This window comes from Alteromonas algae (assembly GCF_049117195.1).
Lineage (GTDB): Bacteria > Pseudomonadota > Gammaproteobacteria > Enterobacterales > Alteromonadaceae > Alteromonas.
The window spans coordinates 3763883-3789130 of sequence record NZ_CP185260.1; the positions used below are offsets into that span (position 1 = coordinate 3763883).

The following is a 25248-nucleotide window of genomic DNA, read 5'->3' on the forward strand; positions in this document are numbered from 1 at the left end:
TTACCGCTCAACATTCGCTTTTTCAGACCTCCTTTACCCGCTCATCCAAAAGCGCTCCTTGCGGATTGCCTGCCTGTTTTACTGTTACCAATAATCAGGCGGATAGTCGGGCTTACCGAGTTCCGTTGCAGTTACACGAACAACGTAGGTTCTGTCTATCTACCGGTGGTCATAAGACGGCGTAATCCCAGATGTAAAAGGATTAACCAACCACGTACCTTTTGGTCAGAGTGTATAAACAACATTCCACTCCTTGCGGTTGACGGTATTTATCAACAGTTCACTTACGTTAACCATATTGCCCAGCCTAGCCCTCAGTCAGCTCGTTGTTAGCCAACTATGCTCATCCTCACGGATTAAGCACTACTTTCGTAGAGGTACATTGTCAGGAAGCTTCGCACCATGCCGTTACCAGCATCGCACTATCCCTAGGCTACTGTTAGCCGTATAACAGGTCTCACTACCGATGTGCTAAAGCAAAACGGTGAGACAATAACTACAACAGCTTACGCCGGAGATCGCTCCAACAGCTGAAATAACCGTGTGGTCTTGTCGAGTACGACAAGTAGAAAGGAGTATCCTCGAAGGTTAAAATTGTCGGCAGGCCAAAGCCGCCGTTCTTTTTACCTTTCGCACAAAAGACTATGCTTCTAGACACTGACGTATTGAAGGCAGCGTGAACACGCGCCTGTTTTCTTTATACTGACCGACAATCGTGATCAGGCGAACACTCCCTAAGGGAATGCCGTTGATCGGATTGTGCGATCCGACCAACGGATTTCGACTACTAAATTTGCAGGTGGGCTGGTGGCACTAACTTATAAAAGTTAGTGCACACCATCAATATAGCCTGCTAGGTTAGCGACCTACGCGACTCTCGTCGCACTACATCATGCCGCCCATTCCGCCCATGCCGCCCATATCAGGCATTGCAGGTGCTGCTTCTTCTTTAGGTAGCTCTGCAACCATCGCTTCAGTGGTAATCATAAGTGAAGCAATTGATGCCGCGAACTGTAGTGCAGAACGCGTTACTTTAGTTGGGTCAAGAATACCCATCTCTAGCATGTCGCCGTACGTGTCGTTACCTGCGTTGTAACCGTAGTTACCTTCGCCGCCTTTTACTTCGTTAACAACAACCGATGCTTCTGCACCAGCATTGCTAGCGATTTGGCGTAGAGGAGATTCCATTGCACGTAGCGCAAGTTTAATACCTACAGTTTGATCTTCGTTGTCGCCAGTTAGGTCAGCAAGCTTAGCTGCTGCACGAACTAGAGCAACACCACCACCAGGTACTACACCTTCTTCAACCGCAGCGCGCGTTGCATGTAATGCATCTTCAACGCGGTCTTTCTTCTCTTTCATTTCTACTTCAGTAGCTGCACCAACTTTGATTACTGCAACACCACCAGAAAGCTTAGCTAAACGCTCTTGAAGCTTTTCTTTGTCGTAGTCAGATGAGGAGTCTTCAATTTGACCTTTGATTTGAGCACAACGGCCTTCAATCATTTCTTCGTCGCCGTTACCATCAACAACAGTCGTGTTGTCTTTGTTGATAACTACACGCTTCGCAGTACCTAGGTCTTCTAGCTGCACTTTTTCAAGGTCTAGGCCAATCTCTTCAGAGATTACGGTACCGCCAGTAAGTACTGCGATGTCTTGTAGCATTGCTTTACGACGGTCGCCAAAGCCAGGTGCTTTAACAGCAGCAACTTTAACAATACCGCGCATATTGTTTACTACAAGTGTCGCTAGCGCTTCACCTTCAACGTCTTCAGCAATAATCATCAGTGGCTTACCTGCTTTTGCTACGCCTTCAAGGGTAGGAAGCAATTCACGGATGTTAGAAATTTTCTTATCAACCAATAGGATGAATGGGCTGTCTAGCTCAACAGTACCGTTCTCTTGGTTGTTGATGAAGTAAGGAGATAGGTAACCACGGTCGAACTGCATACCTTCAACAACGTCTAGTTCGTTTTGAAGTGCTTGACCTTCTTCTACAGTGATAACACCTTCTTTACCTACTTTTTCCATTGCTTGTGCAATGATGTCACCAACTTCTGAGTCAGAGTTTGCAGAGATAGTACCAACCTGAGCAATTGACTTGCTGTCGGCACAATCAGTAGAAAGCGCTTTAAGCTGTTCAACTGCTGCAACAACGGCTTTATCGATGCCGCGCTTAAGATCCATTGGGTTCATGCCTGCGGCAACAGACTTGTGGCCTTCAGTTACGATAGCTTGTGCAAGCACAGTAGCGGTAGTCGTACCGTCACCTGCTTCGTCATTCGCTTTAGACGCCACTTCTTTAACCATCTGTGCGCCCATGTTCTCAAACTTGTCTTCAAGTTCGATCTCTTTCGCTACAGATACACCATCTTTAGTGATAGTTGGAGCGCCAAAAGACTTATCCAATACTACGTTACGACCTTTAGGGCCTAGTGTTACCTTAACTGCGTTTGCTAGCGTGTTAACGCCTTTAAGCATTTTTGTGCGAGCGTCGTCACCAAAACGTACTTCTTTAGCTGCCATGATAAAATTCCTCTCTTAATTCGTTTAACGTTAGTTGTAATTACTCAACAATCGCAAGAATGTCGCTTTCGCTTAGGATCAGAACTTCTTCACCATCCAGCTTTTCTGTTTTAACGCCGTAGCCTTCGTTAAAAATAACGGTATCGCCAACTTTTACGTCTAGCGCTTTTACGTCGCCATTTTCTAGGATGCGGCCATTACCCACAGCGATGATCTCGCCACGTGTAGATTTTTCTGCTGCAGAACCAGTCAGTACGATACCGCCTGCAGATTTGCTTTCTTGCTCTGCGCGTTTAAGGATTACGCGGTCGTGTAAAGGACGAATTGCCATTTTCAAGTCTCCTGAAAATTTCACTATTCAAATTTAAGTGATTTTCAGCATTCAGCGTATCTGAATGCTGTGTGCTTAAGGTGCTCATTGCTGAGCAATTAAATTCTTTTCTGCACGGTTAAATGGGGTAGTACCCTTTCAAGTTCAAGGGTTTTTGAACAAAAAAATGTAAAAAAATTGATTTTTTCGCTAAATGATTGGTTTTAGCGATCATTGGTGCCGCACCGTAATGTGACACCCTTTCTATCTGGCGGGCTAAATAGCACTATTTTAATCGTTTATCGACATCTTGTGTGGTGTGATCGTTGTATTCACCCTCAATGACATCACCGTCTTCATTGGACGGACGGGTAAAGGGCGACTGATTACTTCCAGGTTGCTGATAAAAACCACCCGTACCTGCTGAAGAATTTGGCATCACCACACGCATTTTCATATGTTTACTGACTTGGGCAGCAATTAAGTGGCGAGAGCCAGGAAGCGCAAACATAAACCCAACGATATCGGTGATAAAGCCGGGAGTAACCAGTAGGATACCCGCGACAACCAACATTAAACCATCAACAAGCTCTTTGCCGGGCATCTCGTTGCGTTGCATTTTTGCTTGTGCAGTTTGCAGCGTACTTACCCCTTCTCGTTTAACAAAGTAAGCCCCAACGAACGCCGTTAGTATTACTACGCCGATAGTGTTCCAGCCCCCTATCATGCCTCCCACATTCACCAGCAAGGCAATTTCTAAAATAGGTAAAACAACGAAAAGTATAAATAAAACCGGCAAAATGTATCCTCATTTGAATATTTCATAGTCTGTTATAGGGTCTTTGAACGTAATAACAAGAAAAGGTGCCCTTGTTTCGGCTAACCCACAATGAAAAGCGGTGGGCAGTAGATAACAGCATAATGCTTATGCAAGAATACGAATGCTGTACCGGTCTACTAAAACATAGGTGTCTTAATACCTCTATGCAAAATAACACAAGTAAGGTTCACCATGACGATTAACGTAGTGTTATGCACAGCACCAAATGAAGAAAGTGCAACGCGTATCGCCCATGAATTGATACGCGCCGAGTATGCTGCATGCGTAAATATACTCCCTAACATCACGTCGGTGTATAAGTGGGAGGGGCAAGTAGAGCAAGACCGCGAAGTACAACTTATTATTAAAACCTCAGCACATGCGATTACTCATGCGTATGAATTAGTATGCGGTTTACATCCTTATGATGTGCCAGAATGGGTCGTATTAGATGCTGCTGCAAGCGATGACTATCGCACGTGGGTGCATGACGTAACAAAGACAACAAAAGAACATTCATGAATAAAATATCAAAAGCTATGCTGCACCTGTTTGCCCTATTTTTTATCGCGGTTAGCGTGTCGATGCCTGCCAGTGCTCAGGTGCCCGGCGCCCTAGATGATGTATTCTCGAGCCAGCCAGAATTTCTAGATGTAGAACAAGCCTTTGGCTTCGACTTTGTTCAAAAAGACCAATTACTTAGCGCTACATTTACCATTGCCGATGGTTATTACCTGTATAAGAAGCAATTTAAGTATGTGGCAAAAGAGGCCGAAATAGGCAGTGCGCGCTATCCGCAAGGGGTAATGATTGAAGATGAATTTTTTGGTGAGTCAGAGGTATTTTATAACACCGTCACCATTGATATTCCTATCACAGAGGCAAACAAAGACAGCGTTATAAAAATACGCTATCAGGGTTGCGCGGATGAAGGGCTGTGTTATCCGCCCACGGTGAAAGTGGTGTATTTAAGTGAAGTCTTGTCAGGCGAAACGTCGCAAAACAGCACTACATTGCCGATAAAAAGCGAGCAATATTCATTGGCTGAACGCCTTATTCAAAAAGACAATTTACCAATCACACTATTGCTTTTCTTTGCTTTAGGCATTGGTTTAGCATTTACACCATGCGTGTTTCCTATGTACCCCATTGTATCAGGTATTGTTATTGGGCAAGGAAAACCAAAAACCCTGTCCCATTCTTTTTGGCTCACATTTAGTTATGTGCAAGGTATGGCCATCACGTACTCATTACTAGGGTTAGTGGTAGCAGTTGCAGGCGCACAGTTTCAAGCCGCGCTTCAACACCCTGTTGTGTTGGGTGTGTTCATTGCACTCTTTATTGCGCTCGCCATTGCGCTGTTTGGTGGGTTTGAAATACAACTGCCGGCCAAATGGCAAGAACGCTTAACCCATGCCAGTAACAACCAAACCCCAGGGAGCTTTGCAGGTGTGTTTGTTATGGGTGTGTTGTCAGGCCTCATCGCGTCTCCTTGCACAACCGCTCCCCTTACCGGCATTTTGTTGTTTATTGCGCAAACGGGAGACATGACGCTAGGGTTCATTTCGCTTTACCTGCTTAGTTTGGGCATGGGTATTCCCCTGATTATATTCGGTATAACCGGAGGTAAATTACTACCTAAAGCGGGCAACTGGATGAATGTTATTAAGGTAACGTTCGGTTTTATGATGTTAGCCGTTGCGATTGTTTTCATAGAGCGTCTTTGGAATAACGCATACTCAGATTTCCTATGGGCTACGCTGGGGTTCGGGTTGTTTGGCTACTATTGGCGCATTAACCGCTCCACACCGAACTCGTGGGTTAAATTAATACGGGCGGTGTTAGTAGCAATGGGTGTCATGGCAAGCAGTTCTGTTGCGTTTCATGCAGGCCAAAATGTGGGGTTATGGGGCGAGCAACAGGGCCATCCTGAATTCATAAAGGCAAGAAACCTTAGTGATTTAAAAGACAAGATTGCCAGGGCCAATAACGAAGGAAAAACCGTAATGGTAGACCTTTATGCCGATTGGTGTGTGGCATGTAAGGAATTCGAAAAGTACACATTTCCCAACCCAGAAGTTGTAGAAGCACTAAGCAACACAGTATGGGTGCAAATGGATTTAACTGACAATACCCCTGAGCGTCAGGAGATATTTGATACCTTTAACGTGCTCGGCTTACCTACTATTTTATTTTTTAATATCGACGGCGATGAACTTACGAATGCACGCGTCACTGGCTTTATGAATGCCGACACGTTTTCAAGCCATGTAAATAGCACCGTGAATCGGTAAATGTGAAGGGTGTCGTATTATTAAGATAAAACCGCTACTTATATCTATTTCGCTGATTGCCGTAATGAGCGGTGTCAGCGCTACGGAGCAAGCGGGGTGTTTCGGCAACACGCGTTTTTGTATTGTTCTCACCCCTAACAACGACAATACATTCGCGGTTTCTGCCATTCGCCGAGTTACGCTTCCCGTGGCGCTTACCGTGTATTCAAACAATTTATCGCCATCCTCACATAGCAATGCGTTTCTTAGTAGCGATGCGCCCATTGCACTTGGCACAGTTACACATGCAGATGCATTTTGGGAAAACATGCGAGTTAGGTGGACACCAGGTGATATAACGGCAACACATAATGATGCTGTGGACTATTTACCGCCACTTTTACCCCCAAGTTCCTACCCAATAGTACAAGGTTTTAACGGTTCATTTAGCCACAGTGGACGTTCTCGTTACGCCATCGATTTTGCCGTGCCTGTAGGAACGCCGGTTATGGCTGCACGCGGTGGTGTTGTCATTGATACAAAGTCGGATGGAACGACAGGCGGGCCTTCTCCTGATTTTGCAGAACACGCCAACTACGTAGCGGTACTGCATGATGATGGGACAACCGGAGAGTATTATCATCTCAAACACAACGGCGTGGCCGTTTCCCAAGGACAAACAATAAGCGAAGGACAACTTATTGGTTATAGTGGCAATACAGGGTTTTCTTCGCTACCTCATCTGCATTTTGGTGTATACATTGCGCAATTTAATGGTAGCTATAAAAGTGTGCCATTTTCTATGCCGGCCTACTCAATACACCCTTGATAATTCTAGCATAGGCCACTCCCTGCATGGGATAAACGACAGGGTTCGCCCTACTATCTTTACACCATTAAACCATCAACCATACCGGTAACTTTGTACCGAAAACACCTGATTAGACCAGTATTTTGCTGCGAAAACTTTCTTTATAGCTATAATCAGTGGTTAACATGATGAACGAGACAGATAACTGCTTTTTTTTCGTGCAACTGTTATTGAAATTTGTTGAAATGGCAAATACAACAACATTTACCCGAAGATAGCAGCACATTCAATGAATATTTTGTTACTCAATGGCCCCAACTTAAACCTGTTAGGGCAACGTGAACCCGATAAGTACGGTACGCAAACATTACAAGACATTGTAGACGACTTGCAGGAGCAAGCGGCTTCTTCAGATGTCACGCTAACGCATTTTCAGTCAAATGCTGAGCATGCGATCATCGAACGTATACATAGTTCGATGGGGTCAATAGACGCCATCATCATCAATCCAGCTGCGTTTACCCATACCAGTGTGGCATTGCGAGATGCGTTATTAAGCGTAAATATTCCCTTTATCGAAGTGCATTTATCAAATGTACATGCGCGAGAGCCTTTTCGTCATCATTCTTATTTCTCAGATGTTGCAGCAGGTGTCATTGTAGGTTTAGGAGCCATTGGTTACTCCCTCGCACTTACAGCAGCAATCAATTTAACGAAATCATAAAATTAATATAGAGACAGATCATGGATATCAGAAAAATAAAGAAACTCATCGAGTTGGTTGAAGAGTCTGGCGTAGCAGAATTAGAAATTACGGAAGGCGAAGAGTCAGTTCGTATCCACCGCGGTCCAACAGGCATGCAAGCGCCTGTAAATTACAGCTTTGCAGCACCGGCTGCACCACAAGCTGCTCCGGCCCCTGCTGCAGCTGCCGCGACGGCTACGCCTGAGCCAGCTGCTCCTGATGGTCATGTAGTTAAATCACCTATGGTTGGTACGTTTTACCGTGCTTCGTCACCTACTTCTAAAGCGTTTGCTGAAGTAGGCCAACAGGTAAAAGTAGGCGATACCCTTTGCATTATCGAAGCAATGAAGATGATGAACCAAATTGAAGCAGACAAGGCCGGCGTGGTTAAAGCGATATTGGTAGAAAACCAAGATCCAGTAGAATTTGACCAACCTATGTTCATCATTGAATAAGCAGGCACTGCATCATGCTAGATAAAGTACTTATTGCAAACCGCGGAGAAATTGCCCTACGCATTTTGAGAGCCTGTAAAGAATTAGGCATCAAAACGGTAGCGGTACACTCTACAGCGGACAAAAATTTAAAGCACGTGCTGCTTGCCGACGAATCTATTTGTATTGGTAAAGCATCAGCTACCGAAAGTTATTTGAATATTCCGCGCATCATTGCAGCGGCGGAAGTCACCAATTCAATCGCAATTCACCCAGGCTATGGCTTTCTTGCTGAAAACGCCGATTTTGCTGAAGCCGTTGAAAAAAGTGGTTTTATCTTCATAGGCCCAACTGCCGACACCATCAACCTTATGGGCGATAAAGTGTCGGCCATTAATGCGATGAAGAAAGCTGGCGTACCCTGCGTACCTGGCTCTGACGGCCCGCTGACGGATGACGCAGAACGTAACAAAACTATCGCCAAGCGCATTGGTTATCCTATCATCGTTAAAGCAGCAGGCGGCGGCGGTGGTCGAGGTATGCGTGTTGTCCGAAGTGAAGATGAACTTATCAGCTCTATCGAAACTACGCAGGCTGAAGCCGGTGCTGCTTTTGGTAATTCTGTTGTTTACATGGAAAAGTTTCTCGAAAACCCACGCCATGTAGAAATTCAAGTGTTAGCCGATGGTCAAGGTAATGCGATTCATCTTGGAGAGCGCGATTGTTCGATGCAACGTCGCCACCAAAAAGTGGTTGAGGAAGCGCCAGCACCTGGTATCTCTGAGCAAATGCGTTCAAAGATCGGTGATAGATGCCGTCGTGCGTGTATTGAGTTAGGGTATCGCGGTGCGGGTACATTTGAATTCTTATACGAAAACGGTGAATTCTACTTTATCGAGATGAACACTCGAATTCAGGTAGAGCACCCTGTGTCAGAGATGATTACAAGTGTAGACCTTATTAAAGAGCAACTACGCATCGCAGCGGGCCAACCGCTTTCAATAGACCAGTCGCAAATACAAATTCGCGGCCATGCTATCGAGTGCAGAATAAACGCCGAAGACCCAGATACTTTTATTCCAAGCCCTGGAACCATCAGTATGTTTCACGCCCCAGGTGGTTTAGGTGTGCGTTGGGAGTCTCATGTTTATGCAGGCTATACCGTGCCGCCATACTACGATTCGATGATTGGCAAGCTTATTACTTATGGTGAAAGCCGTGACGAAGCTATCGCAAGAATGCGTCATGCACTCGATGAAATCGTCATAGAAGGTATTAAAACCAATATACCGTTGCAGCGCGCCATTATGGCCGATGAAAACTTCTTCGCTGGTGGTACTAATATTCACTATCTCGAAAAGAAACTAGGGTTAAGCTAATCCCCCTTTGGGTCGCACGCTACCTTGGTGCGGCCCAACTTTCTGCCCGTCACGCTCTGTGTTCATGTCTCAATAAGTCTCTATTCTGTTTTAGCGATTAGAACAATCAAGTTTTAACGTTATTCTTCGTCAATGATTGTTCGTATACTGCTCGCATGTTTTGACATCTCCCTTGTTAAACATTGTGTTTATTGTGTTTTTCCCTTTCGGAGTCTTACTCCACCTTATGCCGGCATCACTCGCCGGCTTTTTTATAAAACCAAATACAAAACAATATATTCTGCTCGGCGTTTTCCTTATAGAATCACAGTTTACTCATACTTTTTTGAAAGGACTCGCGTGGGCGCACGACTCTTAGCTCTTTTTACTGTGGTAGCACTACTCATCCTGTCGTCTTCAACAATGGCAGACGATGACATTAACTATTCACACAAGCTTGATGTACAAGTGCGCTATGACGAGCGCAGTAACCGTCCTAGTCGCAATCAATACCGTTTGCGTTACTATCCTCGTATTACGTTCTCAAATGCTCCGCGATGGTCTGTGAACAGTTTTGTCGTAACAGGTGATAGCTTTTCTTCAAGCCATAACACCTTTGGCAGCGATACTACCGATTACTTACATGCGCGTCGCTTATTCGTAGCCGTTGAAGACGAAACAGGAAAAACCGAATTTGGCGTTATTCCAACCTATAAGGGTAGAGTGTCATCATCAGGATTATCTAAAGATGGCTGGATAACCGGTATTCGCAATGTTTCAACCCTTGCCAACAACAGCGCGTTAGAAATTGTCATTGGTCAATTAGGCGATGTGAATGCAGGAGACGCGTTAGATTTTGACAAACAAGACGATTACATAGAAATTGAATATTCGGCAAAGATGGGACAACGTCATAGCTACGAAGTGAGTGCTGAGCGCATGACACAAAGTAACTTTTTACGTGCCGAGTACCGTTTTAACTATGCTAAGCACAATACCATTTTTGTCGAGGGCATTAATTTGCTGGGCAGCGACAGCGCAAAAATTGTCGTTGGCGTTCAAGGTGAAGTGCTGTTTGATGACTACCCCATCGAATACTTTTCACATTATTCTTATGTAAGCAATGCGTTTGGCCCTAGAGCGGAACTTACAGAAGACTTCCTAGGAACCGGCCACGGCATGTCTGCCGAATTTAGTGGTGTGTTGTTCAAACAGTTCGACGCCGAGTGGTTTGTTCGCCTCGATGTTATTGATAGGGTTAGTCGAGTTCTCACTGGTGTTAAAGTATCTTTTGATCGCTGACATTCTTTCACGACATATGCAAATAACGCCCACCGCAGGGGGCTGTAACAAAAAAGGCCCATCAAATGATGGGCCAAACAGCAAGAACGCGTACACACTTTAACAGTGCATAGTAATTTACGACCGCCACTATGTTGCAGTTCACTTCCCAAACGTTACTTTTTCTTAACCTATTTTTTTCCACCTTTCCTTAACATCGAGCCATTTTTTTATTAGCCTTTAGTCTAGGAACTGCCGATACCTTTCATGGATCGAAACATAGCTGCCGAATTAAGACAACTATAGGAGACGATTGACTGTGGCTTCACGCCTAAACAAATTAAAAGAAATACTTCCTCTTTCTCGCATCTCTATCGATCTGCTTCTTTCCCTTCGCTTTCTATACGACACGAAAAGTGATGTGGTGGATTTAAAGCAAGATATCTTGGACCTTTCGGTCGTCCCCGAACGCTTATCAGATAGCTATCGTCATGAATGGGAAGCCTATGTACTTCGGGCTATTATGCTTGATATGAAAGACAACCACGGTGTTGAGCCAACCGAATTTATTAACTCTATGCTTAATCGCGTTGAAACGGTTAAAACTGAATCAGATGAATTGAAAAAGCTGAGTACACTAGTAGAACAGGCCGACGCAATAAATAGCGCGAACAATACGTGTACGTTCCCTTCCCCTTGGCGACAACAATTGATGACCTTACTATTGCCTATCGCTGCGCTAGATGAGCCGCCAAGCAAAATGTAAACAAAAATTGGGTTACCCATTACCTTTAGCTTGCAAAGGTAGAACAACCGAAGGGGCTATTTGTTGGCCCCTTTGGGTTTGTACTGAGACGGGCAGTACCCTCTATCAACCCCTTCTGGGCGCAAGGCGGCATGCTTAGTCTTTCGACCCGTTACCCTTTCTCGCCAATTCTTGAACGTTTTATGCTTGAGGTTTTTTCGCATTAGTTTAATCACCTCTTTTTCCGGTAGCCCGAAAAGGCGTTCAATCGCTTCAAACGGCGTTCTGTCTTCCCACGCCATTTCAATCACGCGAGATGCTTGTTCTTCAGTTAATTTCACTGTGGTTGATTGCATAATGTTTATCAAATATCGGTTAAAGGTTTATCTGGCGTTAACGCACTCATTCATTATTGAACAAGGTTCATCTGTTTATGCGCTTTATACGTTTACCGATGTTTTTTGTTCACCTTCACACAGGTTTTAAGCATTATGCTTCGCTCAGTTTTTCGTGTATCAAGTTTAATAGCCTTGCGGCGGCTTTTGCATCAGATAATGCCCGATGGTGGCGTTCCATACTAATATCGAAGTGGCGTGTTACATTCGCCAAAGAATAAGAAGGCAAGCCTGGAAAAACCTTTCGCATTTCTCGCACTGTACACAGTTTTGGCCGCCTAAAGGTTTGCTCAAGTCGCGCAAATTCTTGCTTAATAAAGCCATAATCGAAATTTACATTGTGCGCGACAAACACCGCATCTTCGCTAAACTGAGCAATAGCCTCGGCGACTTCAGCAAAATAGGGCGCATCGGCCACCATGTCTTCACTAATACCGGTTAAACGGGTAATAGAAGCGGGGATACGGCGGTTAGGGTTAATCAAGGTTTGATAGGTATCCACTACCTTGCCTGCAACCATCTTCACCATGCCGACTTCGGTTATTCGATGATAAGTGCTGTTTCCACCGGTAGTTTCAATGTCCACTACCACATAGGGCTGATTAGGATCTCGATGCCACGTTACAGTCGTCACAGCAACATTAAAGCCTGCCTGCTTTAAACGTTGAATAGACACCAACTGATTTCTTCTTAATTGGTCGCCCGGTGCCTTTACCTCCTCAAAACGTAATTCGCCATCCAAAACCATAATATCGGGAAAGCCGTCTTTTAACGCCGCGAAGTCTTTACACATCATTCTCAAAAGCGCTTTAACGTGGTTAATATCACTATGGGTAAGTAACACGTCAATGGGTTCTAACAAATAGCGACTCCACATAAATAGGCTATTCACTTTGCCATAGTGGGCGGTCGCATTTTTGCTAACATGCTTTTTAAAACATTCTGGCGATGCTAACTGCTCGAACAGATGCTCTATACTGTCAGCAAACTTTGCATAAAAGTTATTTTGCTTTAGCGATAATGGTCGCCTATCAAATTCAGTAACAAGGCTGTCTTCCTCGTATAACTGCTGCCAAAACGTTAATCCAAAGAGGCTTCGCAATAAACGATTTTCCGTTCGCCACCCGTTTATACCTAACCGTTTATAGTGCGCCAACACACCATGCTCAACTTGTTGGTTTTGGCTAACATCAATCTCAAGAGTTCGGCTTGCTTTGCGCAGCATATCGGTTACGGCGCTCGTGCGTTTTTTATTGAATTTTCTTGCGTAAAAATCCTCAGCAAAGGCAAGCAAGGTATCGGAGGGTGGCGACGCCATAATATCTTCCAGCATAGCCTTTACGCCTTCTTCGTCCTTATCTTTATAACTTTCTCTTACCCACTTTTCTTTCGCTTTATCGCTGTTTGCATCACGCAGAAGCGTCAATGCTTTTAATCGTTCACTAGGCAAAAGTTGCAAGCCAAGCGCGTAGATAAGCTCGTCACGATAAAAGCTGGCTGATACACCTTCTGTAACTGGCATGGCATGATTAGCAAGGTCAAGGCGCTGCGCATCATTTAGATAAGGAAGTTTACGTAATGCATCTGCATAAAACCAAGCGGCTTGTGCATCAGCATTGTGTTCGAACCGAGCAACATCAGCAACCGAGTCAGCCCGAGTTCGCATCACCCCTAAATCGCGCATAGAGAACTGATTTAACCGGCTTCTTGTGTTGCCGAAATATAAAAACAAAAGAAAGCGTAGAGCGCCATCAAACCCACACACTATATAGTCTTGGCTTGAGAAAGTAGCAGGCCAACCGTGTGACTGTATCTGCGCATCAAGCTTCTTCACCAACTGAGGTTTGCTTTGCGACGACAATCCTTGGGTGCTGCCGTATTCACTTAATAACATTACAATGGCTTGTTTGGTCATCACCCCAGCAATATCCTGCAACGATGCATGACGCAAATCACGAAACCAACCATCGGCAATCAGGCTATCTATCTGAGCTTGAGGGTTTTCAATTTCTTCGTAGTTGAACTGAGTGCGGTCGATCACCGCATATTTTCTATTCGCGGCGCGAACAACAATGCACTGCTTATTTTCATCTAGTGCAGCAAACCGTTTGATGAATGTGCTTGCCTCATCACTTAATAACCGGGCATTTGCCCCTTCAAAAAACTGTAGAAACTCAAAAAAGTGGGTGAGGTAATACCGTGGTGGTAAATCTTTTCGCATAAGACGCTCAGTCAACAAGTACCATTATAGTGTATATTTATACAGCACCATTAATCAACCTTCACACGCTGCTTTTTAACCCACATAAAAAATGCGTTTAACTGCGCGTCATTCTTTAGCAATGCCAACGTGTTGAAATGTTTTGCCAGTGTCATTTCATCAAAGAACCTGTGTATACCGCTATGACATTGCCTGCACACCATTATCCCTTGCTCTCGCACTTCTCGAGGAACATGCTTTTTGAAATACGTGCGTCTGTGTACTTTTTTAGGAATAAGGTGGTGAAATGTCAAACGGGTTTTTCGTTCACAACACGGGCAAATTCCAATTCTTTTTGACATACCGCATTGCCCTATAAAACAGCATAAGAGGTGAAACAAAGCCAAGCGTTGGCAGTTAAAATGACAGTAATTGTCGTCAATATTTGTTTTTACCAATCCGCATCAAATTTAGATCCGTACAAGTAATATCATTCACACACAAAGCTATTTGACATGAGTTTAACCCGTTCAATGTCGTTCTCGTGCCCCTATTGCATGGCGCCTAACGACGTAGAGATAGATGAAATTAACGATGTGGGGCAAGTGCAAGTACTTGACTGTCAAGTATGCTGCCAACCCATCGAGTTGAGTGTTTTTCAACACGGTGATGAACTACAAATCAACGCAGAGCGCGAGAATGACTAAACATACTCACTTTTTTCAACGCGACGATATAGAAAATCTTGAGCAGCGGTATCGCGCTAACTTAATCAACAGTGTGTCTGGATTTAAATCTGCATGCTTGCTTGGAACAACAGACGGCACAACCAATAACGCAGCAATAATAAGCTCGGTGGTCCATGTTGGCGCCAATCCTCCGTTATTGGGTATGATTATGCGCCCACATACCGTGCAACGTGATTCGCTCGAAAACATTAAAAAATCGGGTAAATATACGTTGAATCATGTGCACAGTAGTTGGGTAGATAAAGCACACCAAACCTCAGCCAGATACAACAAAGAAGAAAGCGAGTTTGACGCGGTTGGCCTCACGCCTTGGTTTAGTAATGACTTCAGTGCCCCTTATGTTGCGCAAAGTCACCTTAAGTTGGGTCTCACCGTTGAACAACATTTTACCCTATGTAATAAAACAGAAATGGTGATAGGGCGTATAGAGGAATTATTTATTGAAGGAAATACAATCGCCGACGATGGCTATATTGATATAGAAGCACTAGGCAGCGCATGTATTTCAGGCTTAGACAGTTACCATAGCACCAAAAAGATTGCACAGTACGCTTATGCGAAACCGAACGAAACCTTGAAACAAAAATGAACGGTTTCTGTGGTTGTGTGGTCTTAGTACGGGTGGTAACGACAAATGCTTAACATTATTTAATCTAGATCAAGCAAGTAAAAACAATTTTGGCCGATCCTTTTGTTTCACGCTATAGTATAAATATTGTTGATAAAAACCTGCCCTTTGCGGCAGGTTTTTTCGTTTTAAGCGTTTGATAAAAAAGAATCATTATCGTTTCTATCTCATTTGGAGAGTATTATGAAATCTGTAAACCGTCGCGACTTTTTAAAAATGTCAGGTACGACACTCATTGGCCTTACGCTTGGCGGTGTTGCACTGCGTGCGCAAGCACAAGAACAGCTGCAATCAGATGACCCAACAGCGAAGGCATTAAGCTATACACCGAACTCAACGGTTGAAGGCGCTAAATGTAGCAACTGCATGTACGTGCAGGGTGCAGACGGCGATGAAAATCGTCCTTGTGCTATTTTCCCTGGAAAGCTCGTGAATGCTAACGGTTGGTGTAGTGCATGGGTAAAACGCCCAGGCTAACCGCCGCTGTGAATGTAATTACATTTAAAAAAAACGCCTCTTTATAGAGGCGTTTTTTATATATCTATTGAATTGCGGCCTTTACGTCAGGCCGGTCGAAATAGGTAGGAAGTCGAGAAGGTTTTACGTCAACGTTATGCTTGGCTTCAAATATGCTGCCAAGCCGCAGTAGCATTTCATCGTCGCCTTTGCTTCCAATGAAACTAACACCAATGGGCAACTGCTTTATGGCACCCGCAGGTACGGTTAAATGTGGATATCCTGCAATCGCGGGCAAATAGCCGATACCGATAAATCCACCAGGGGCGTGATCACCATAAATGCCATCAATGAGAAACGCTGGGCTGTTAGACGGCGCAACTAATACATCAACACTATTTTCTGACAGCATTAAATCAATACCCTGCTCACGCGTGGCCATCTGAATACTCGTTAAAGCAGTTTTATATTCATTGCTATCGATGCCGTCAGACGCTAACGATTTTTCGAATATATTCTGATCGAATAACGATAGTTCACGGGCATTGTTTTTATTAAACTCAATAAGTTGAGCGAGTGTTCTTGATGGGAGGTTTGCTGGGCTTTTGGCCAAATACTCATTAATAGTGTGATGGAACTCACTTAACAATACTTGATAAGACTGAGACCAAAATGCATCAGGCTGTTCAAATTGTTCAATCTCTACTAGCTGTGCACCCGCTTCTTCTAATGTGCGCAATGCACTTTCAAATACTGCGAGTACGCGCGGATCATCACCCTGTCTATAACGTACGACACCCACCTTTACCCCTTTCATGTCGGTCGCAAGCATGCTGTCACCTGGTAACGCAATACTGTGACTGTCCAAAGATAACGTCGCCGGGTCGTTTTCATCTTTGCCTGCCATAACCGCTGTCATCAGCCATGCATCGTTAACGTTTGATGTCATAGGCCCTGCGGTATCTTGGCTTGCTGAGATTGGCACAATGTGAGTGCGAGACAACAACCCAACCGTGGGTTTAAACCCCACTACCCCGTTCATTGAAGAGGGGCAAATAACAGAACCGTTCGTTTCAGTACCCACGGCCAGTGACGCTAAGCGCAGCGCCATCGCAGCGCCTGAACCAGAAGAGGACCCACATGCACTGCGTGAAAGCATATGCGGGTTTCTCGTTAAGCCGCCCACGGCGCTCCACCCGCTAATAGACGATTCTGAGCGAAAATTTGCCCACTCAGATAAATTGGTTTTGCCTAAAATAATGGCCCCTTCTTGCTTCAATCTCGCAACAATGGGCGCATCTCTTTGCGTTGTGTTATTTGTTAGCGCTAGCGAGCCGGCGGTAGTCGGCAGCTCACTGGTTTCTATATTGTCTTTTAGAAGTACCGGTAAACCATGCAGCAGGCCTACTGCCTTTCCCTGTGCAATGGCGTCATCAGCCGCTTCGGCGGCCCTCAATGCATTATCGTTAAGCACAAGAATACTATTCACGTCAGTGTCTATACGCTTTATTCTTGCTAAATAGGCACTTACTAGTGCTTTAGCGCTAAGGTCACCCTGCTTAATAGCTAGTGCTTGCTCAGAAGCAGGTTTATCTAGCCATGTGTTTATTGATGTATCGGGTGTGTGATTTTCATTTGCTTCGTGTTGAGACGCGGTACATGCCGTGCACAACACCGTCAACAAAACAATAATATTAAGCCTCATCTCTCATTCCCTTTTTCAGTGGCAGTAAAATCTATACTGACTTACGGGCAAATAAGCGCATTAATTGTCTAATTAATTGTTGATAATAAGAAAGAAACCGACCGCGTTATTATTTATCAGCGGGTGTCGCAGGTGTTTGTAAGTAATGGAGTTGGTTGTCTAAACCATACTTTTTGAGTAGCGTGTCGTATCTACCGTCTTCAATAAAATTAGCGAGCGTTTCATTAAATTCACTACGCAAGGCCGCATTAGGGATAGCCGCTGAATAAAGGCTAACGGGGAAGAGCTCATGGACAACCGTATCGCGGCGGTGCGGTTTAGGCATACCTGCCTTTATAAACGTAAAAATATTTCTGTCCATTATCACAGCATCTACACTGCCTAATAACAACATACTCACCTGACGTTCTTGCTCTGGCATTTCGATATATCGCGACCGTCCTGCCATAAGTTGATGAAAATTTTCACCTAACACCGACGATGCCGTTTGAAACGCAACCACACTCTTGTCCTGTAAATCATTTATGTTATTTATCGTAAACATGCTCTCGGCAAGCGTCACAGCGACATTTTGATAGATAATATAGGGGTCAGACAATATGCTTTTATCAATATCATGCTTTTCATTCACGGTAAGCCCGATATCTGCAAAGCCTTGTTCTATTAATCTAACCGTGCGCCCAAACGGTACGTATATAGGCAGAATCTCGTGCCCCATATCGCCTAAGACGGCACGCATGAGTTCTAACTCAACCCCTGTATGAGTGGAAGAAAGCACATAAGGAGGCTTATCCCACCCTACGATAACATTCAGTGTGCGAGCGTGGCTAAGTGGCGCTAACATGACTAACGCGAATAAAATAATGAATCGCAAAATACATTCCGAAGGCAAAGGGTTAGGAATAAGATAAGGACGAGCACGTCACTACACATTAGTTGTGGCCTTTGCGTCAAGCCTTTTATGCTTAATTCAATGCGTAATACCGCGGCTTTGCGTTTCGCTTTATACAAGGTCGGGGTACAATAGACCGCTAAATACTTTTATTAAGAACACGTATGGCTTGGTTGCAACTTAGAATAAACACCTCATCAGAACATGCAGAGTTGATTGGCGACATGCTCACCGCCAATGGTTCACAAGCCGTTACTTATGTTGACGCGAAAGATACGCCTATGTACGAACCCAAGCCAGGCGAAGTAATGTTATGGCCAGATACACAAGTCGTCGGGCTTTTTGAAGCAGATGCTGACATGCAAGGTATTCTTGCTCGTTTAAGCAAAGCAAAAGTGCTTGGGCCCAACTTTAAGCACAAGCTTGAACCCCTAGAAGATAAAGACTGGGAACGAGAATGGATGGATAATTTTCATCCTATGCAGTTTGGCGAGCGTTTATGGATTTGTCCAAGTTGGCGGGATGTGCCCGACCCAAATGCCGTAAATGTCATGCTCGACCCAGGTCTAGCCTTTGGTACGGGCACACACCCTACCACCGCATTATGTTTAACATGGCTAGACGGCATCGATATGACAGGTAAAACCGTTGTCGATTTCGGCTGTGGTTCGGGTATTTTAGCGTTAGCAGCGCTAAAATTGGGGGCAAAAGAAGTCATCGGCATCGATATTGACCCACAAGCGCTGCAAGCCACAGAAGAAAATGCGCGCCGCAATGGCGTAGAAGACAGATTACGTGTGTATCTTCCTGAAGACCAACCCACACTCGAAGCTGACGTTGTCGTGGCTAATATTCTTTCAGGCCCGCTACTCGCGCTACAGGATGTTATTTCTGCCTTCTGCAAAGCTAATGGATTACTTGTGCTCTCGGGTATTTTAGCTGAGCAAGTCACTAGCATTGAAACAGCTTACGCCAGAGATTTTGTGCTTGAACAAAGCGCGATCGACGGTGAATGGGCACGTGTATCGGGCAAAAAACGTTAACACGCTTCAATACTTACCCACTACACGATAAAAATATTATTTTTGTTGTCGATAAACGGGCGTTGATTTGTTAAAAAAATTCACATCAAAGCCCTTTTAATTCGTGGCCTGTAAGACTTTCGTACAATTTTTACTCAACACAAACCAAGTAGCTTACTAATGTGACAGTTTTTTTTAACTGTCAATACCGATAAGTGAAATTTTGTGTGATTTTTAGCCTTTTCAAGTATTGCTAAAACGCGTACACTTAGCGCCCCGTTTTAGCCGGGTGTTTAATTTCTGTGCAGTTTTAGATAGCGAGCATGTGGTAAATAATGCGAATTGGACCTTACACGTTAGAAAACAATTTGATGCTTGCTCCCATGGCTGGCGTAACAGATAGACCGTTTCGTCAACTGTGTAAGCGTTTAGGCGCTGGGCTTGTGGTATCGGAAATGCTTTCAAGTAATCCGAAGGTGTGGAACACCGCAAAATCACAAGCGCGTATGAATCACGATGGCGAAGAAGGCATTCGCTCTGTACAGATTGCTGGAGCTGACCCTGAGCTTATGGCTCAAGCAGCGCAATTTAATGTCGATAACGGTGCGCAAATTATCGATATCAACATGGGTTGCCCTGCAAAGAAGGTAAATAAGAAGTTGGCTGGTTCAGCTCTTCTTCAGTTTCCAGAGACAGTAGAGTCCATCATAAAGGCTGTTGTTAATGCCGTTGATGTACCCGTTACGCTGAAAATACGCACCGGCTGGAATCCAGAAAATCGTAATGGGGTAGAAATTGCCCGCATTGCAGAGGAAAACGGCATACAGTCGCTTGCTGTTCATGGCAGAACGAAAGCTTGTATGTACAGAGGAGAGGCTGAGTACGACACTATCCGTCGTATTAAAGCAGCAATATCGATACCTGTTATTGCAAATGGAGACATAACCTCTCCTCAAAAAGCACAAGAGGTGCTGAATTACACTGGTGCGGATGGTGTGATGGTAGGCCGCGGCGCGCAAGGTAAACCTTGGATTTTTCAACAAATTCAACATTATCTTGAAACGGGCGAGAATCTAGCACCACCACCGTTGTCACAACAGTATGAGGTATTGCACGAGCACGTAGTGAATGTGCAAGCGTTTTACGGTGACATAGCTGGTGTAAGAATTGCCCGCAAACATGTGGGTTGGTATCTCGCGGAGCACGATACGGATCGTCAGTTTCGCTCAACGTTTAACGCTATCGATGATGCAAATACGCAACTCGAAGCACTAAATGCATATTTTCAAGCGCTGCAGACTCGAGAAAGCCGACAGATTTCTCCCGCAGCATAGTGATGACTAACTAAAGAGCAACACAGTATTATGTTCGATCAAAACGTGACTTCACCTTTTACTACTACAGTAACTACGCCTTCACAAACGCAAGCTCAAAAGCCACTGCGCGACTCTGTAAAGCAAGCGGTTAATAAGTACCTAAAGCAGCTAGATAACGCAAACATCGATAACTTGTACGAAATGGTACTGGCTGAAGTAGAGGCGCCTCTACTAGAAGAAGTCATGACTTACACGCGTGGCAATCAAACCCGCGCGGCCATCATGATGGGCATCAACCGTGGCACACTTCGCAAGAAGCTAAAGCAATACGGAATGAACTAAAATCCTAAGGGCATTGCCCTGTAAAGAGCACCAAACGGTGCTCTTTTTGTTTCAACACTACAACTTTGAAGCTTATACATTTATGCAAACTCCAAAACCTATTAAACGTGCTCTTTTAAGTGTTTCTGACAAAACTGGTATCCTCGATTTCGCCAACGCGCTGCATAACGCTGGGGTAGAACTTCTGTCAACCGGTGGTACTGCAAAACTACTTGCCGATGCAGGCCTTCCTGTAAAAGAAGTTTCTGACCACACTGGCCATCCTGAAATCATGGCAGGTCGCGTAAAAACACTTCATCCAAAAATTCATGGCGGTATTCTTGCGCGTCGTGGTATTGATGAAGCGGTTATGGACGAAAACAATATTGCGCCTATCGATTTAGTGGTTGTTAATCTTTATCCATTCGCAGCTACTGTGGCTAAAGAAGGATGTACCCTAGAAGATGCTATCGAGAATATCGATATTGGTGGGCCGACTATGGTTCGCGCAGCAGCGAAAAACCATAAAGACGTTACAATTGTTGTGAATGCGGCCGATTACGACCGCGTACTTGCTGAAATGTCTGACAATGAAGGGTCGCTTAACTATCAAACCCGTTTCGATTTAGCCATTAAAGCATTCGAGCATACTGCTGAATACGACGGCATGATTGCCAACTATTTTGGTGCACGTATTGATAGTGTTGACTGTGAAGATGAATGTGATCATCAGCACAGCGAATTCCCGCGTACTTACAATGTACAAGTAACCAAAAAACAAGACCTTCGTTACGGTGAAAATAGTCATCAAAGCGCTGCGTTTTATGTAGAGAACAACGTTCAAGAAGCGTCGGTTGCCACTGCAACACAGCTTCAAGGCAAAGAGTTGTCTTTTAACAACATTGCCGATACTGATGCAGCACTAGAATGCGTTAAAGAATTCAACGAACCGGCATGTGTTATCGTTAAGCATGCTAACCCATGTGGTGTAGCCATTGGCGACGACCTATTAAGTGCATACGATCGTGCGTTCAAGACAGACCCTACATCAGCGTTTGGTGGCATCATCGCCTTTAACCGTGAATTAGATGCCGCTACCGCTCAAGCCATTGTAGACCGTCAGTTTGTTGAAGTTATTATCGCTCCAACGGTAAGTGATGAAGCAAAAGATATTGTCAGCGCAAAGAAAAACGTTCGTTTGCTTGTGTGTGGTGATTGGGCTGGGCAACTTACCGATGGCTACGACTTTAAACGCGTTAACGGTGGTTTGTTGGTGCAAGAACGCGACTTCGGCATGGTCGAAATGGATGACCTTGAAGTTGTCACAAAGCGCCAACCAACGGAAGATGAACTGCGCGACCTGATGTTCTGCTGGAAAGTAGCAAAATACGTAAAATCTAATGCCATTGTATACTGCAAAGACGGCATGACGATTGGCGTGGGCGCGGGTCAAATGAGTCGCGTTTACTCTGCTAAAATTGCTGGCATTAAAGCGGCTGATGAGAACTTGGAAGTAGCAGGTTCTGTTATGGCTTCTGATGCGTTCTTCCCATTCCGTGATGGTATAGATGCAGCGGCTGAAGCCGGGATTAAAGCGGTTATTCAACCTGGTGGCTCAATGCGCGATCAAGAAGTGATTGCGGCAGCTGATGAACATGGCATCGCCATGGTGTTCACGGGTATGCGCCACTTCCGCCATTAATCATCATAACGACGGTTCCGCTATGGCATAAACGTCATAGCGGATGTTTACGTAATCTCGCACATCGTTACATGCACTTTTGTAGTTCGTACGATTTTTTCACGGCTACAAACATGAAGCATTAAACGTCAGACGTGCTAAATATCATGCTGAGTGTCGGCTGACTGTCATGGTTAACTGTTAGGCTTAATCTGATTTTGGACATTTGTAGTAATACTGTTAACGTATTTATTACTTATACCCTCGACAGAAAAAGGAAATCATAATGAAAAAGTTAGCCAAACTCGCCCTTGTAGCTGCCCTAGGCATGTCTGCAAGCTACGCCAATGCAGACGCAATCTCAGATGCTGCAATGAGCGATATCCGGTCTGCCAAAGCAAAAGTACGCGATGAATACCGCAATCCACAACAGACATTACGCTTTTTCGGCTTATCGCCAGACATGACTGTGGTAGAAATATCACCAGGCGGTGGCTGGTATGCTGACATTCTAAACTCAGTAGTCAAAGGCAACGGCCAATATGTCGCTGCACATTACTATGTTGATGAATCGACAAACGATTACTACAAAAAATCACTCGAAGGCTTTAAAGAAAAGACACAAGCGGGTATGAAATACGAAGGCGCAGTCGTGACAGCCTTTGACCCTATTAAAGCACTTGATGTAGCAAAAGCGGGTAGTGCCGACATGGTACTCACGTTTCGCAACGTACATAACTGGTACATGCGCCACGGCGATGAAGGTATCGACAATGCGTTTGGTGCCTTTTTTAAAGCCCTTAAGCCAGGCGGTGTATTAGGTGTGGTAGAGCATGAACTACCCGAGAGTGCCGACAACGACGCCATGAAAAAGACTGGCTATATGAAGCGCTCATACGTGGTAGCGGCTGCCGAAAAAGCAGGCTTTGTACTTGAAGCGAGCAGCGATGTTAATGCTAACCCAATGGATACCGCAGACCACCCTAAAGGTGTGTGGACATTACCACCACGGTTAGCACTCGACGACCAAGACAGAGCAATGTATCTTGCCATCGGCGAGAGCAATAGAATGACACTTAAATTTGTAAAACCTAATTCGTAACAACCCAACGTATAAACGGAACAGTTAATGAACGTACTTGTAATTGGCGGCGGTGGCCGCGAACATGCGCTAGCTTATAACGTAGCGCAGTCTTCTGATGTTTCAACCGTGTTTGTCGCACCTGGTAATGCGGGTACGGCAATTGAGCCAAAACTTGAGAATGTTGCTATTGATGTAAATGACATTGCAGGTTTAGTGTCGTTTGCCAAAGGCAACAATGTTGAGCTTACCATTGTGGGACCAGAAGCGCCGCTTGTTGCCGGTGTTGTTGATACGTTCACTGACGAAGGGTTAATGATATTTGGGCCTACTCAAGCTGCCGCGCAGCTTGAAGGCTCAAAAGCATTTACGAAAGATTTTTTAGCACGCCATAATATTCCTACCGCTGAATATCAGAACTTTACAGAGATAGACCCTGCGATTGTGTATGTGCGTGAAAAGGGTGCGCCTATTGTTGTTAAAGCTGATGGCTTAGCAGCAGGCAAAGGCGTTATTGTTGCCATGACCCTTCAAGAAGCGGAAGACGCCATTCGTGACATGCTGGCAGGCAATGCGTTTGGCGAAGCAGGTAGCAGAGTAGTAATAGAAGAGTTTCTTGACGGTGAAGAAGCCTCTTTCATTGTGATGGTAGACGGTAAAAATGTATTACCTTTTGCAACCAGCCAAGACCATAAACGAGCGGCCGACGGTGACAAAGGCCCAAATACCGGTGGTATGGGAGCTTACTCTCCAGCCCCTGTTGTAACCCCAGACATTCACGACCGCGTGATGCGCGACGTTATTATGCCTACGGTTAACGGCATGGCATCCGAGGGTAATGACTACGTAGGCTTTCTATACGCTGGCCTAATGATTATGTCAGACGGCACGCCGAAAGTTATTGAATACAACTGCCGATTTGGTGACCCGGAAACTCAGCCCATTATGCTTCGCTTGAAGTCTAACTTGGTGCCACTATGCCAAGCGGCATGCAAGGGCGAGTTAGCGGGCAAAACCATCGAGTTTGACGAACGCGCCGCAGTAGGAGTGGTTCTTGCGGCGGGCGGCTACCCAGGCAGCTATAATAAAGGTGATGTGATCACAGGTTTCGAGCAAGCGGCAACGCTTGACGGAAAAGTATTTCATGCCGGCACCGCACTGCAAGACGGAAACGTGGTGACATCGGGCGGTCGCGTACTATGTGCAACCGCACTGGGTAACAACGTGACAGAAGCGCAGCAAAAAGCGTATGAATTACTTAAGACGATTCAGTTCAAAGACGTGTACTACCGCAATGACATTGCTTATCGCGCTATTGCACGTGAAGCAGAAGCAAAATAACGTTATAAGCAACACTGCTTAATACGATAAGAAGACGCGGCGCAATGCCGCGTTTTTTGTAATGTCGTCAGTCGCTATCGTATTTTTGTTGTCCTTCTCTGTTTTGGCTTACGCTCTATTTATTGGTAGAGTAATAAATACACATTTTTACGCCAAGT

General features: G+C 44.9%; 25 protein-coding genes. 17 read left to right on the top strand and 8 right to left on the bottom strand.

The genetic code is table 11. From position 1 onward, the window contains the following. Positions 1 to 885: 885 nt before the first annotated feature. The 3 genes from groL to ACOJRU_RS16685 form a co-directional block, all read right to left on the bottom strand. On the bottom strand, positions 886 to 2526 hold the full coding sequence (gene groL, locus ACOJRU_RS16675; RefSeq protein WP_421132843.1) for a chaperonin GroEL: 1641 nt from the start codon (positions 2524 to 2526) through the stop codon (positions 886 to 888). A gap of 40 nt (positions 2527 to 2566) precedes the next feature. Beyond that, a complete protein-coding gene (locus tag ACOJRU_RS16680) occupies positions 2567 to 2857 on the bottom strand; it encodes a co-chaperone GroES (RefSeq protein ID WP_421132844.1) in 291 nt (96 codons plus the stop codon). Positions 2858 to 3122: 265 nt separating this feature from the next. Continuing rightward, positions 3123 to 3635 carry an FxsA family protein gene (locus ACOJRU_RS16685; RefSeq protein ID WP_421132845.1) on the bottom strand — a complete coding sequence of 171 codons (513 nt, stop codon included), beginning with the start codon at positions 3633 to 3635 and terminating at the stop codon, positions 3123 to 3125. Between the two features lie 213 nt (positions 3636 to 3848). Between ACOJRU_RS16685 and cutA the strand changes: the two genes are divergently transcribed. From cutA to ACOJRU_RS16725, 8 genes are all read left to right on the top strand, one after another. Then, positions 3849 to 4178 (top strand): divalent-cation tolerance protein CutA, encoded by a 330-nt coding sequence (gene cutA, locus ACOJRU_RS16690; protein WP_421132846.1) that lies wholly within the window; start codon positions 3849 to 3851, stop codon positions 4176 to 4178. A gap of 17 nt (positions 4179 to 4195) precedes the next feature. Beyond that, positions 4196 to 5950, top strand: a complete 1755-nt coding sequence (locus ACOJRU_RS16695) for a protein-disulfide reductase DsbD (protein ID WP_421134792.1) — start codon at positions 4196 to 4198, stop codon at positions 5948 to 5950. Positions 5951 to 6014: 64 nt separating this feature from the next. Next, entirely contained in the window at positions 6015 to 6758 is a 744-nt protein-coding gene (locus tag ACOJRU_RS16700) for a M23 family metallopeptidase (RefSeq protein ID WP_421132847.1), read from the top strand. 271 nt (positions 6759 to 7029) lie between these two features. Next, complete coding sequence (gene aroQ, locus ACOJRU_RS16705) at positions 7030 to 7464, top strand: type II 3-dehydroquinate dehydratase (protein WP_421132848.1); 435 nt, start codon at positions 7030 to 7032, stop codon at positions 7462 to 7464. Between the two features lie 20 nt (positions 7465 to 7484). Continuing rightward, positions 7485 to 7940, top strand: a complete 456-nt coding sequence (accB, locus tag ACOJRU_RS16710; RefSeq protein ID WP_421132849.1) for an acetyl-CoA carboxylase biotin carboxyl carrier protein — start codon at positions 7485 to 7487, stop codon at positions 7938 to 7940. 14 nt (positions 7941 to 7954) lie between these two features. Beyond that, complete coding sequence (gene accC / locus ACOJRU_RS16715; RefSeq protein ID WP_421132850.1) at positions 7955 to 9298, top strand: acetyl-CoA carboxylase biotin carboxylase subunit; 1344 nt, start codon at positions 7955 to 7957, stop codon at positions 9296 to 9298. A gap of 339 nt (positions 9299 to 9637) precedes the next feature. Further along, positions 9638 to 10579 (top strand): hypothetical protein, encoded by a 942-nt coding sequence (locus tag ACOJRU_RS16720; RefSeq protein WP_421132851.1) that lies wholly within the window; start codon positions 9638 to 9640, stop codon positions 10577 to 10579. Positions 10580 to 10877: 298 nt separating this feature from the next. Further along, positions 10878 to 11324: a hypothetical protein gene (locus ACOJRU_RS16725; protein WP_421132852.1), complete on the top strand. Its 447-nt coding sequence runs from the start codon at positions 10878 to 10880 to the stop codon at positions 11322 to 11324. A 56-nt stretch (positions 11325 to 11380) separates the two neighbouring features. Here the strand turns inward: ACOJRU_RS16725 and ACOJRU_RS16730 are convergent, their stop codons facing one another. The 3 genes from ACOJRU_RS16730 to ACOJRU_RS16740 form a co-directional block, all read right to left on the bottom strand. Then, a complete protein-coding gene (locus ACOJRU_RS16730) occupies positions 11381 to 11659 on the bottom strand; it encodes a TIGR03643 family protein (RefSeq protein ID WP_421132853.1) in 279 nt (92 codons plus the stop codon). 133 nt (positions 11660 to 11792) lie between these two features. Further along, positions 11793 to 13919, bottom strand: a complete 2127-nt coding sequence (locus ACOJRU_RS16735; protein ID WP_421132854.1) for an exonuclease domain-containing protein — start codon at positions 13917 to 13919, stop codon at positions 11793 to 11795. A 50-nt stretch (positions 13920 to 13969) separates the two neighbouring features. After that, on the bottom strand, positions 13970 to 14260 hold the full coding sequence (locus ACOJRU_RS16740) for a hypothetical protein (protein ID WP_421132855.1): 291 nt from the start codon (positions 14258 to 14260) through the stop codon (positions 13970 to 13972). Positions 14261 to 14413: 153 nt separating this feature from the next. Here ACOJRU_RS16740 and ACOJRU_RS16745 point away from each other — a divergent pair, with 153 nt between their 5' ends. From ACOJRU_RS16745 to ACOJRU_RS16755, 3 genes are all read left to right on the top strand, one after another. Next, entirely contained in the window at positions 14414 to 14605 is a 192-nt protein-coding gene (locus ACOJRU_RS16745; RefSeq protein ID WP_421132856.1) for a CPXCG motif-containing cysteine-rich protein, read from the top strand. Beyond that, positions 14598 to 15236, top strand: coding sequence for a flavin reductase family protein (locus ACOJRU_RS16750; RefSeq protein WP_421132857.1), 639 nt, complete (start codon positions 14598 to 14600; stop codon positions 15234 to 15236). Before ACOJRU_RS16745 ends, ACOJRU_RS16750 begins: the two co-directional genes overlap by 8 nt. Before the next feature lie 222 nt (positions 15237 to 15458). Then, on the top strand, positions 15459 to 15752 hold the full coding sequence (locus ACOJRU_RS16755; RefSeq protein WP_421132858.1) for a high-potential iron-sulfur protein: 294 nt from the start codon (positions 15459 to 15461) through the stop codon (positions 15750 to 15752). A gap of 64 nt (positions 15753 to 15816) precedes the next feature. Here the strand turns inward: ACOJRU_RS16755 and ACOJRU_RS16760 are convergent, their stop codons facing one another. Continuing rightward, positions 15817 to 17436: an amidase gene (locus ACOJRU_RS16760; protein ID WP_421132859.1), complete on the bottom strand. Its 1620-nt coding sequence runs from the start codon at positions 17434 to 17436 to the stop codon at positions 15817 to 15819. A 109-nt stretch (positions 17437 to 17545) separates the two neighbouring features. After that, a complete protein-coding gene (locus tag ACOJRU_RS16765; protein WP_421132860.1) occupies positions 17546 to 18310 on the bottom strand; it encodes a substrate-binding periplasmic protein in 765 nt (254 codons plus the stop codon). Between the two features lie 182 nt (positions 18311 to 18492). Here ACOJRU_RS16765 and prmA point away from each other — a divergent pair, with 182 nt between their 5' ends. The 6 genes from prmA (at position 18493) to purD (ending at position 25090) form a co-directional block, all read left to right on the top strand. Next, positions 18493 to 19371, top strand: a complete 879-nt coding sequence (gene prmA, locus ACOJRU_RS16770) for a 50S ribosomal protein L11 methyltransferase (protein ID WP_421132861.1) — start codon at positions 18493 to 18495, stop codon at positions 19369 to 19371. 314 nt (positions 19372 to 19685) lie between these two features. Beyond that, a complete protein-coding gene (gene dusB, locus ACOJRU_RS16775) occupies positions 19686 to 20684 on the top strand; it encodes a tRNA dihydrouridine synthase DusB (RefSeq protein WP_421132862.1) in 999 nt (332 codons plus the stop codon). Positions 20685 to 20714: 30 nt separating this feature from the next. Next, positions 20715 to 21008, top strand: coding sequence for a DNA-binding transcriptional regulator Fis (fis, locus tag ACOJRU_RS16780; RefSeq protein WP_012520109.1), 294 nt, complete (start codon positions 20715 to 20717; stop codon positions 21006 to 21008). An 82-nt stretch (positions 21009 to 21090) separates the two neighbouring features. Then, positions 21091 to 22689, top strand: a complete 1599-nt coding sequence (gene purH / locus ACOJRU_RS16785) for a bifunctional phosphoribosylaminoimidazolecarboxamide formyltransferase/IMP cyclohydrolase (protein WP_421132863.1) — start codon at positions 21091 to 21093, stop codon at positions 22687 to 22689. 265 nt (positions 22690 to 22954) lie between these two features. Further along, positions 22955 to 23770, top strand: coding sequence for a class I SAM-dependent methyltransferase (locus ACOJRU_RS16790; RefSeq protein WP_421132864.1), 816 nt, complete (start codon positions 22955 to 22957; stop codon positions 23768 to 23770). A gap of 27 nt (positions 23771 to 23797) precedes the next feature. Further along, entirely contained in the window at positions 23798 to 25090 is a 1293-nt protein-coding gene (purD, locus tag ACOJRU_RS16795) for a phosphoribosylamine--glycine ligase (RefSeq protein WP_421132865.1), read from the top strand. The last annotated feature ends 158 nt before the right edge of the window (positions 25091 to 25248 follow it).

What these genes read in the sequence shown, in the direction of transcription:
- groL (WP_421132843.1), bottom strand. Translation starts at nt 2,526, where the DNA reads ATGGCAGCTAAAGAAGTACGTTTTGGTGACGACGCTCGCACAAAAATG.
- ACOJRU_RS16680 (WP_421132844.1), bottom strand. Translation starts at nt 2,857, where the DNA reads ATGGCAATTCGTCCTTTACACGACCGCGTAATCCTTAAACGCGCAGAG.
- cutA (WP_421132846.1), top strand. Translation starts at nt 3,849, where the DNA reads ATGACGATTAACGTAGTGTTATGCACAGCACCAAATGAAGAAAGTGCA.
- ACOJRU_RS16695 (WP_421134792.1), top strand. Translation starts at nt 4,196, where the DNA reads ATGCTGCACCTGTTTGCCCTATTTTTTATCGCGGTTAGCGTGTCGATG.
- ACOJRU_RS16700 (WP_421132847.1), top strand. Translation starts at nt 6,015, where the DNA reads ATGAGCGGTGTCAGCGCTACGGAGCAAGCGGGGTGTTTCGGCAACACG.
- aroQ (WP_421132848.1), top strand. Translation starts at nt 7,030, where the DNA reads ATGAATATTTTGTTACTCAATGGCCCCAACTTAAACCTGTTAGGGCAA.
- accB (WP_421132849.1), top strand. Translation starts at nt 7,485, where the DNA reads ATGGATATCAGAAAAATAAAGAAACTCATCGAGTTGGTTGAAGAGTCT.
- accC (WP_421132850.1), top strand. Translation starts at nt 7,955, where the DNA reads ATGCTAGATAAAGTACTTATTGCAAACCGCGGAGAAATTGCCCTACGC.
- ACOJRU_RS16730 (WP_421132853.1), bottom strand. Translation starts at nt 11,659, where the DNA reads ATGCAATCAACCACAGTGAAATTAACTGAAGAACAAGCATCTCGCGTG.
- ACOJRU_RS16735 (WP_421132854.1), bottom strand. Translation starts at nt 13,919, where the DNA reads ATGCGAAAAGATTTACCACCACGGTATTACCTCACCCACTTTTTTGAG.
- ACOJRU_RS16740 (WP_421132855.1), bottom strand. Translation starts at nt 14,260, where the DNA reads ATGTCAAAAAGAATTGGAATTTGCCCGTGTTGTGAACGAAAAACCCGT.
- ACOJRU_RS16745 (WP_421132856.1), top strand. Translation starts at nt 14,414, where the DNA reads ATGAGTTTAACCCGTTCAATGTCGTTCTCGTGCCCCTATTGCATGGCG.
- ACOJRU_RS16750 (WP_421132857.1), top strand. Translation starts at nt 14,598, where the DNA reads ATGACTAAACATACTCACTTTTTTCAACGCGACGATATAGAAAATCTT.
- ACOJRU_RS16755 (WP_421132858.1), top strand. Translation starts at nt 15,459, where the DNA reads ATGAAATCTGTAAACCGTCGCGACTTTTTAAAAATGTCAGGTACGACA.
- ACOJRU_RS16760 (WP_421132859.1), bottom strand. Translation starts at nt 17,436, where the DNA reads ATGAGGCTTAATATTATTGTTTTGTTGACGGTGTTGTGCACGGCATGT.
- prmA (WP_421132861.1), top strand. Translation starts at nt 18,493, where the DNA reads ATGGCTTGGTTGCAACTTAGAATAAACACCTCATCAGAACATGCAGAG.
- dusB (WP_421132862.1), top strand. Translation starts at nt 19,686, where the DNA reads ATGCGAATTGGACCTTACACGTTAGAAAACAATTTGATGCTTGCTCCC.
- fis (WP_012520109.1), top strand. Translation starts at nt 20,715, where the DNA reads ATGTTCGATCAAAACGTGACTTCACCTTTTACTACTACAGTAACTACG.
- purH (WP_421132863.1), top strand. Translation starts at nt 21,091, where the DNA reads ATGCAAACTCCAAAACCTATTAAACGTGCTCTTTTAAGTGTTTCTGAC.
- ACOJRU_RS16790 (WP_421132864.1), top strand. Translation starts at nt 22,955, where the DNA reads ATGAAAAAGTTAGCCAAACTCGCCCTTGTAGCTGCCCTAGGCATGTCT.
- purD (WP_421132865.1), top strand. Translation starts at nt 23,798, where the DNA reads ATGAACGTACTTGTAATTGGCGGCGGTGGCCGCGAACATGCGCTAGCT.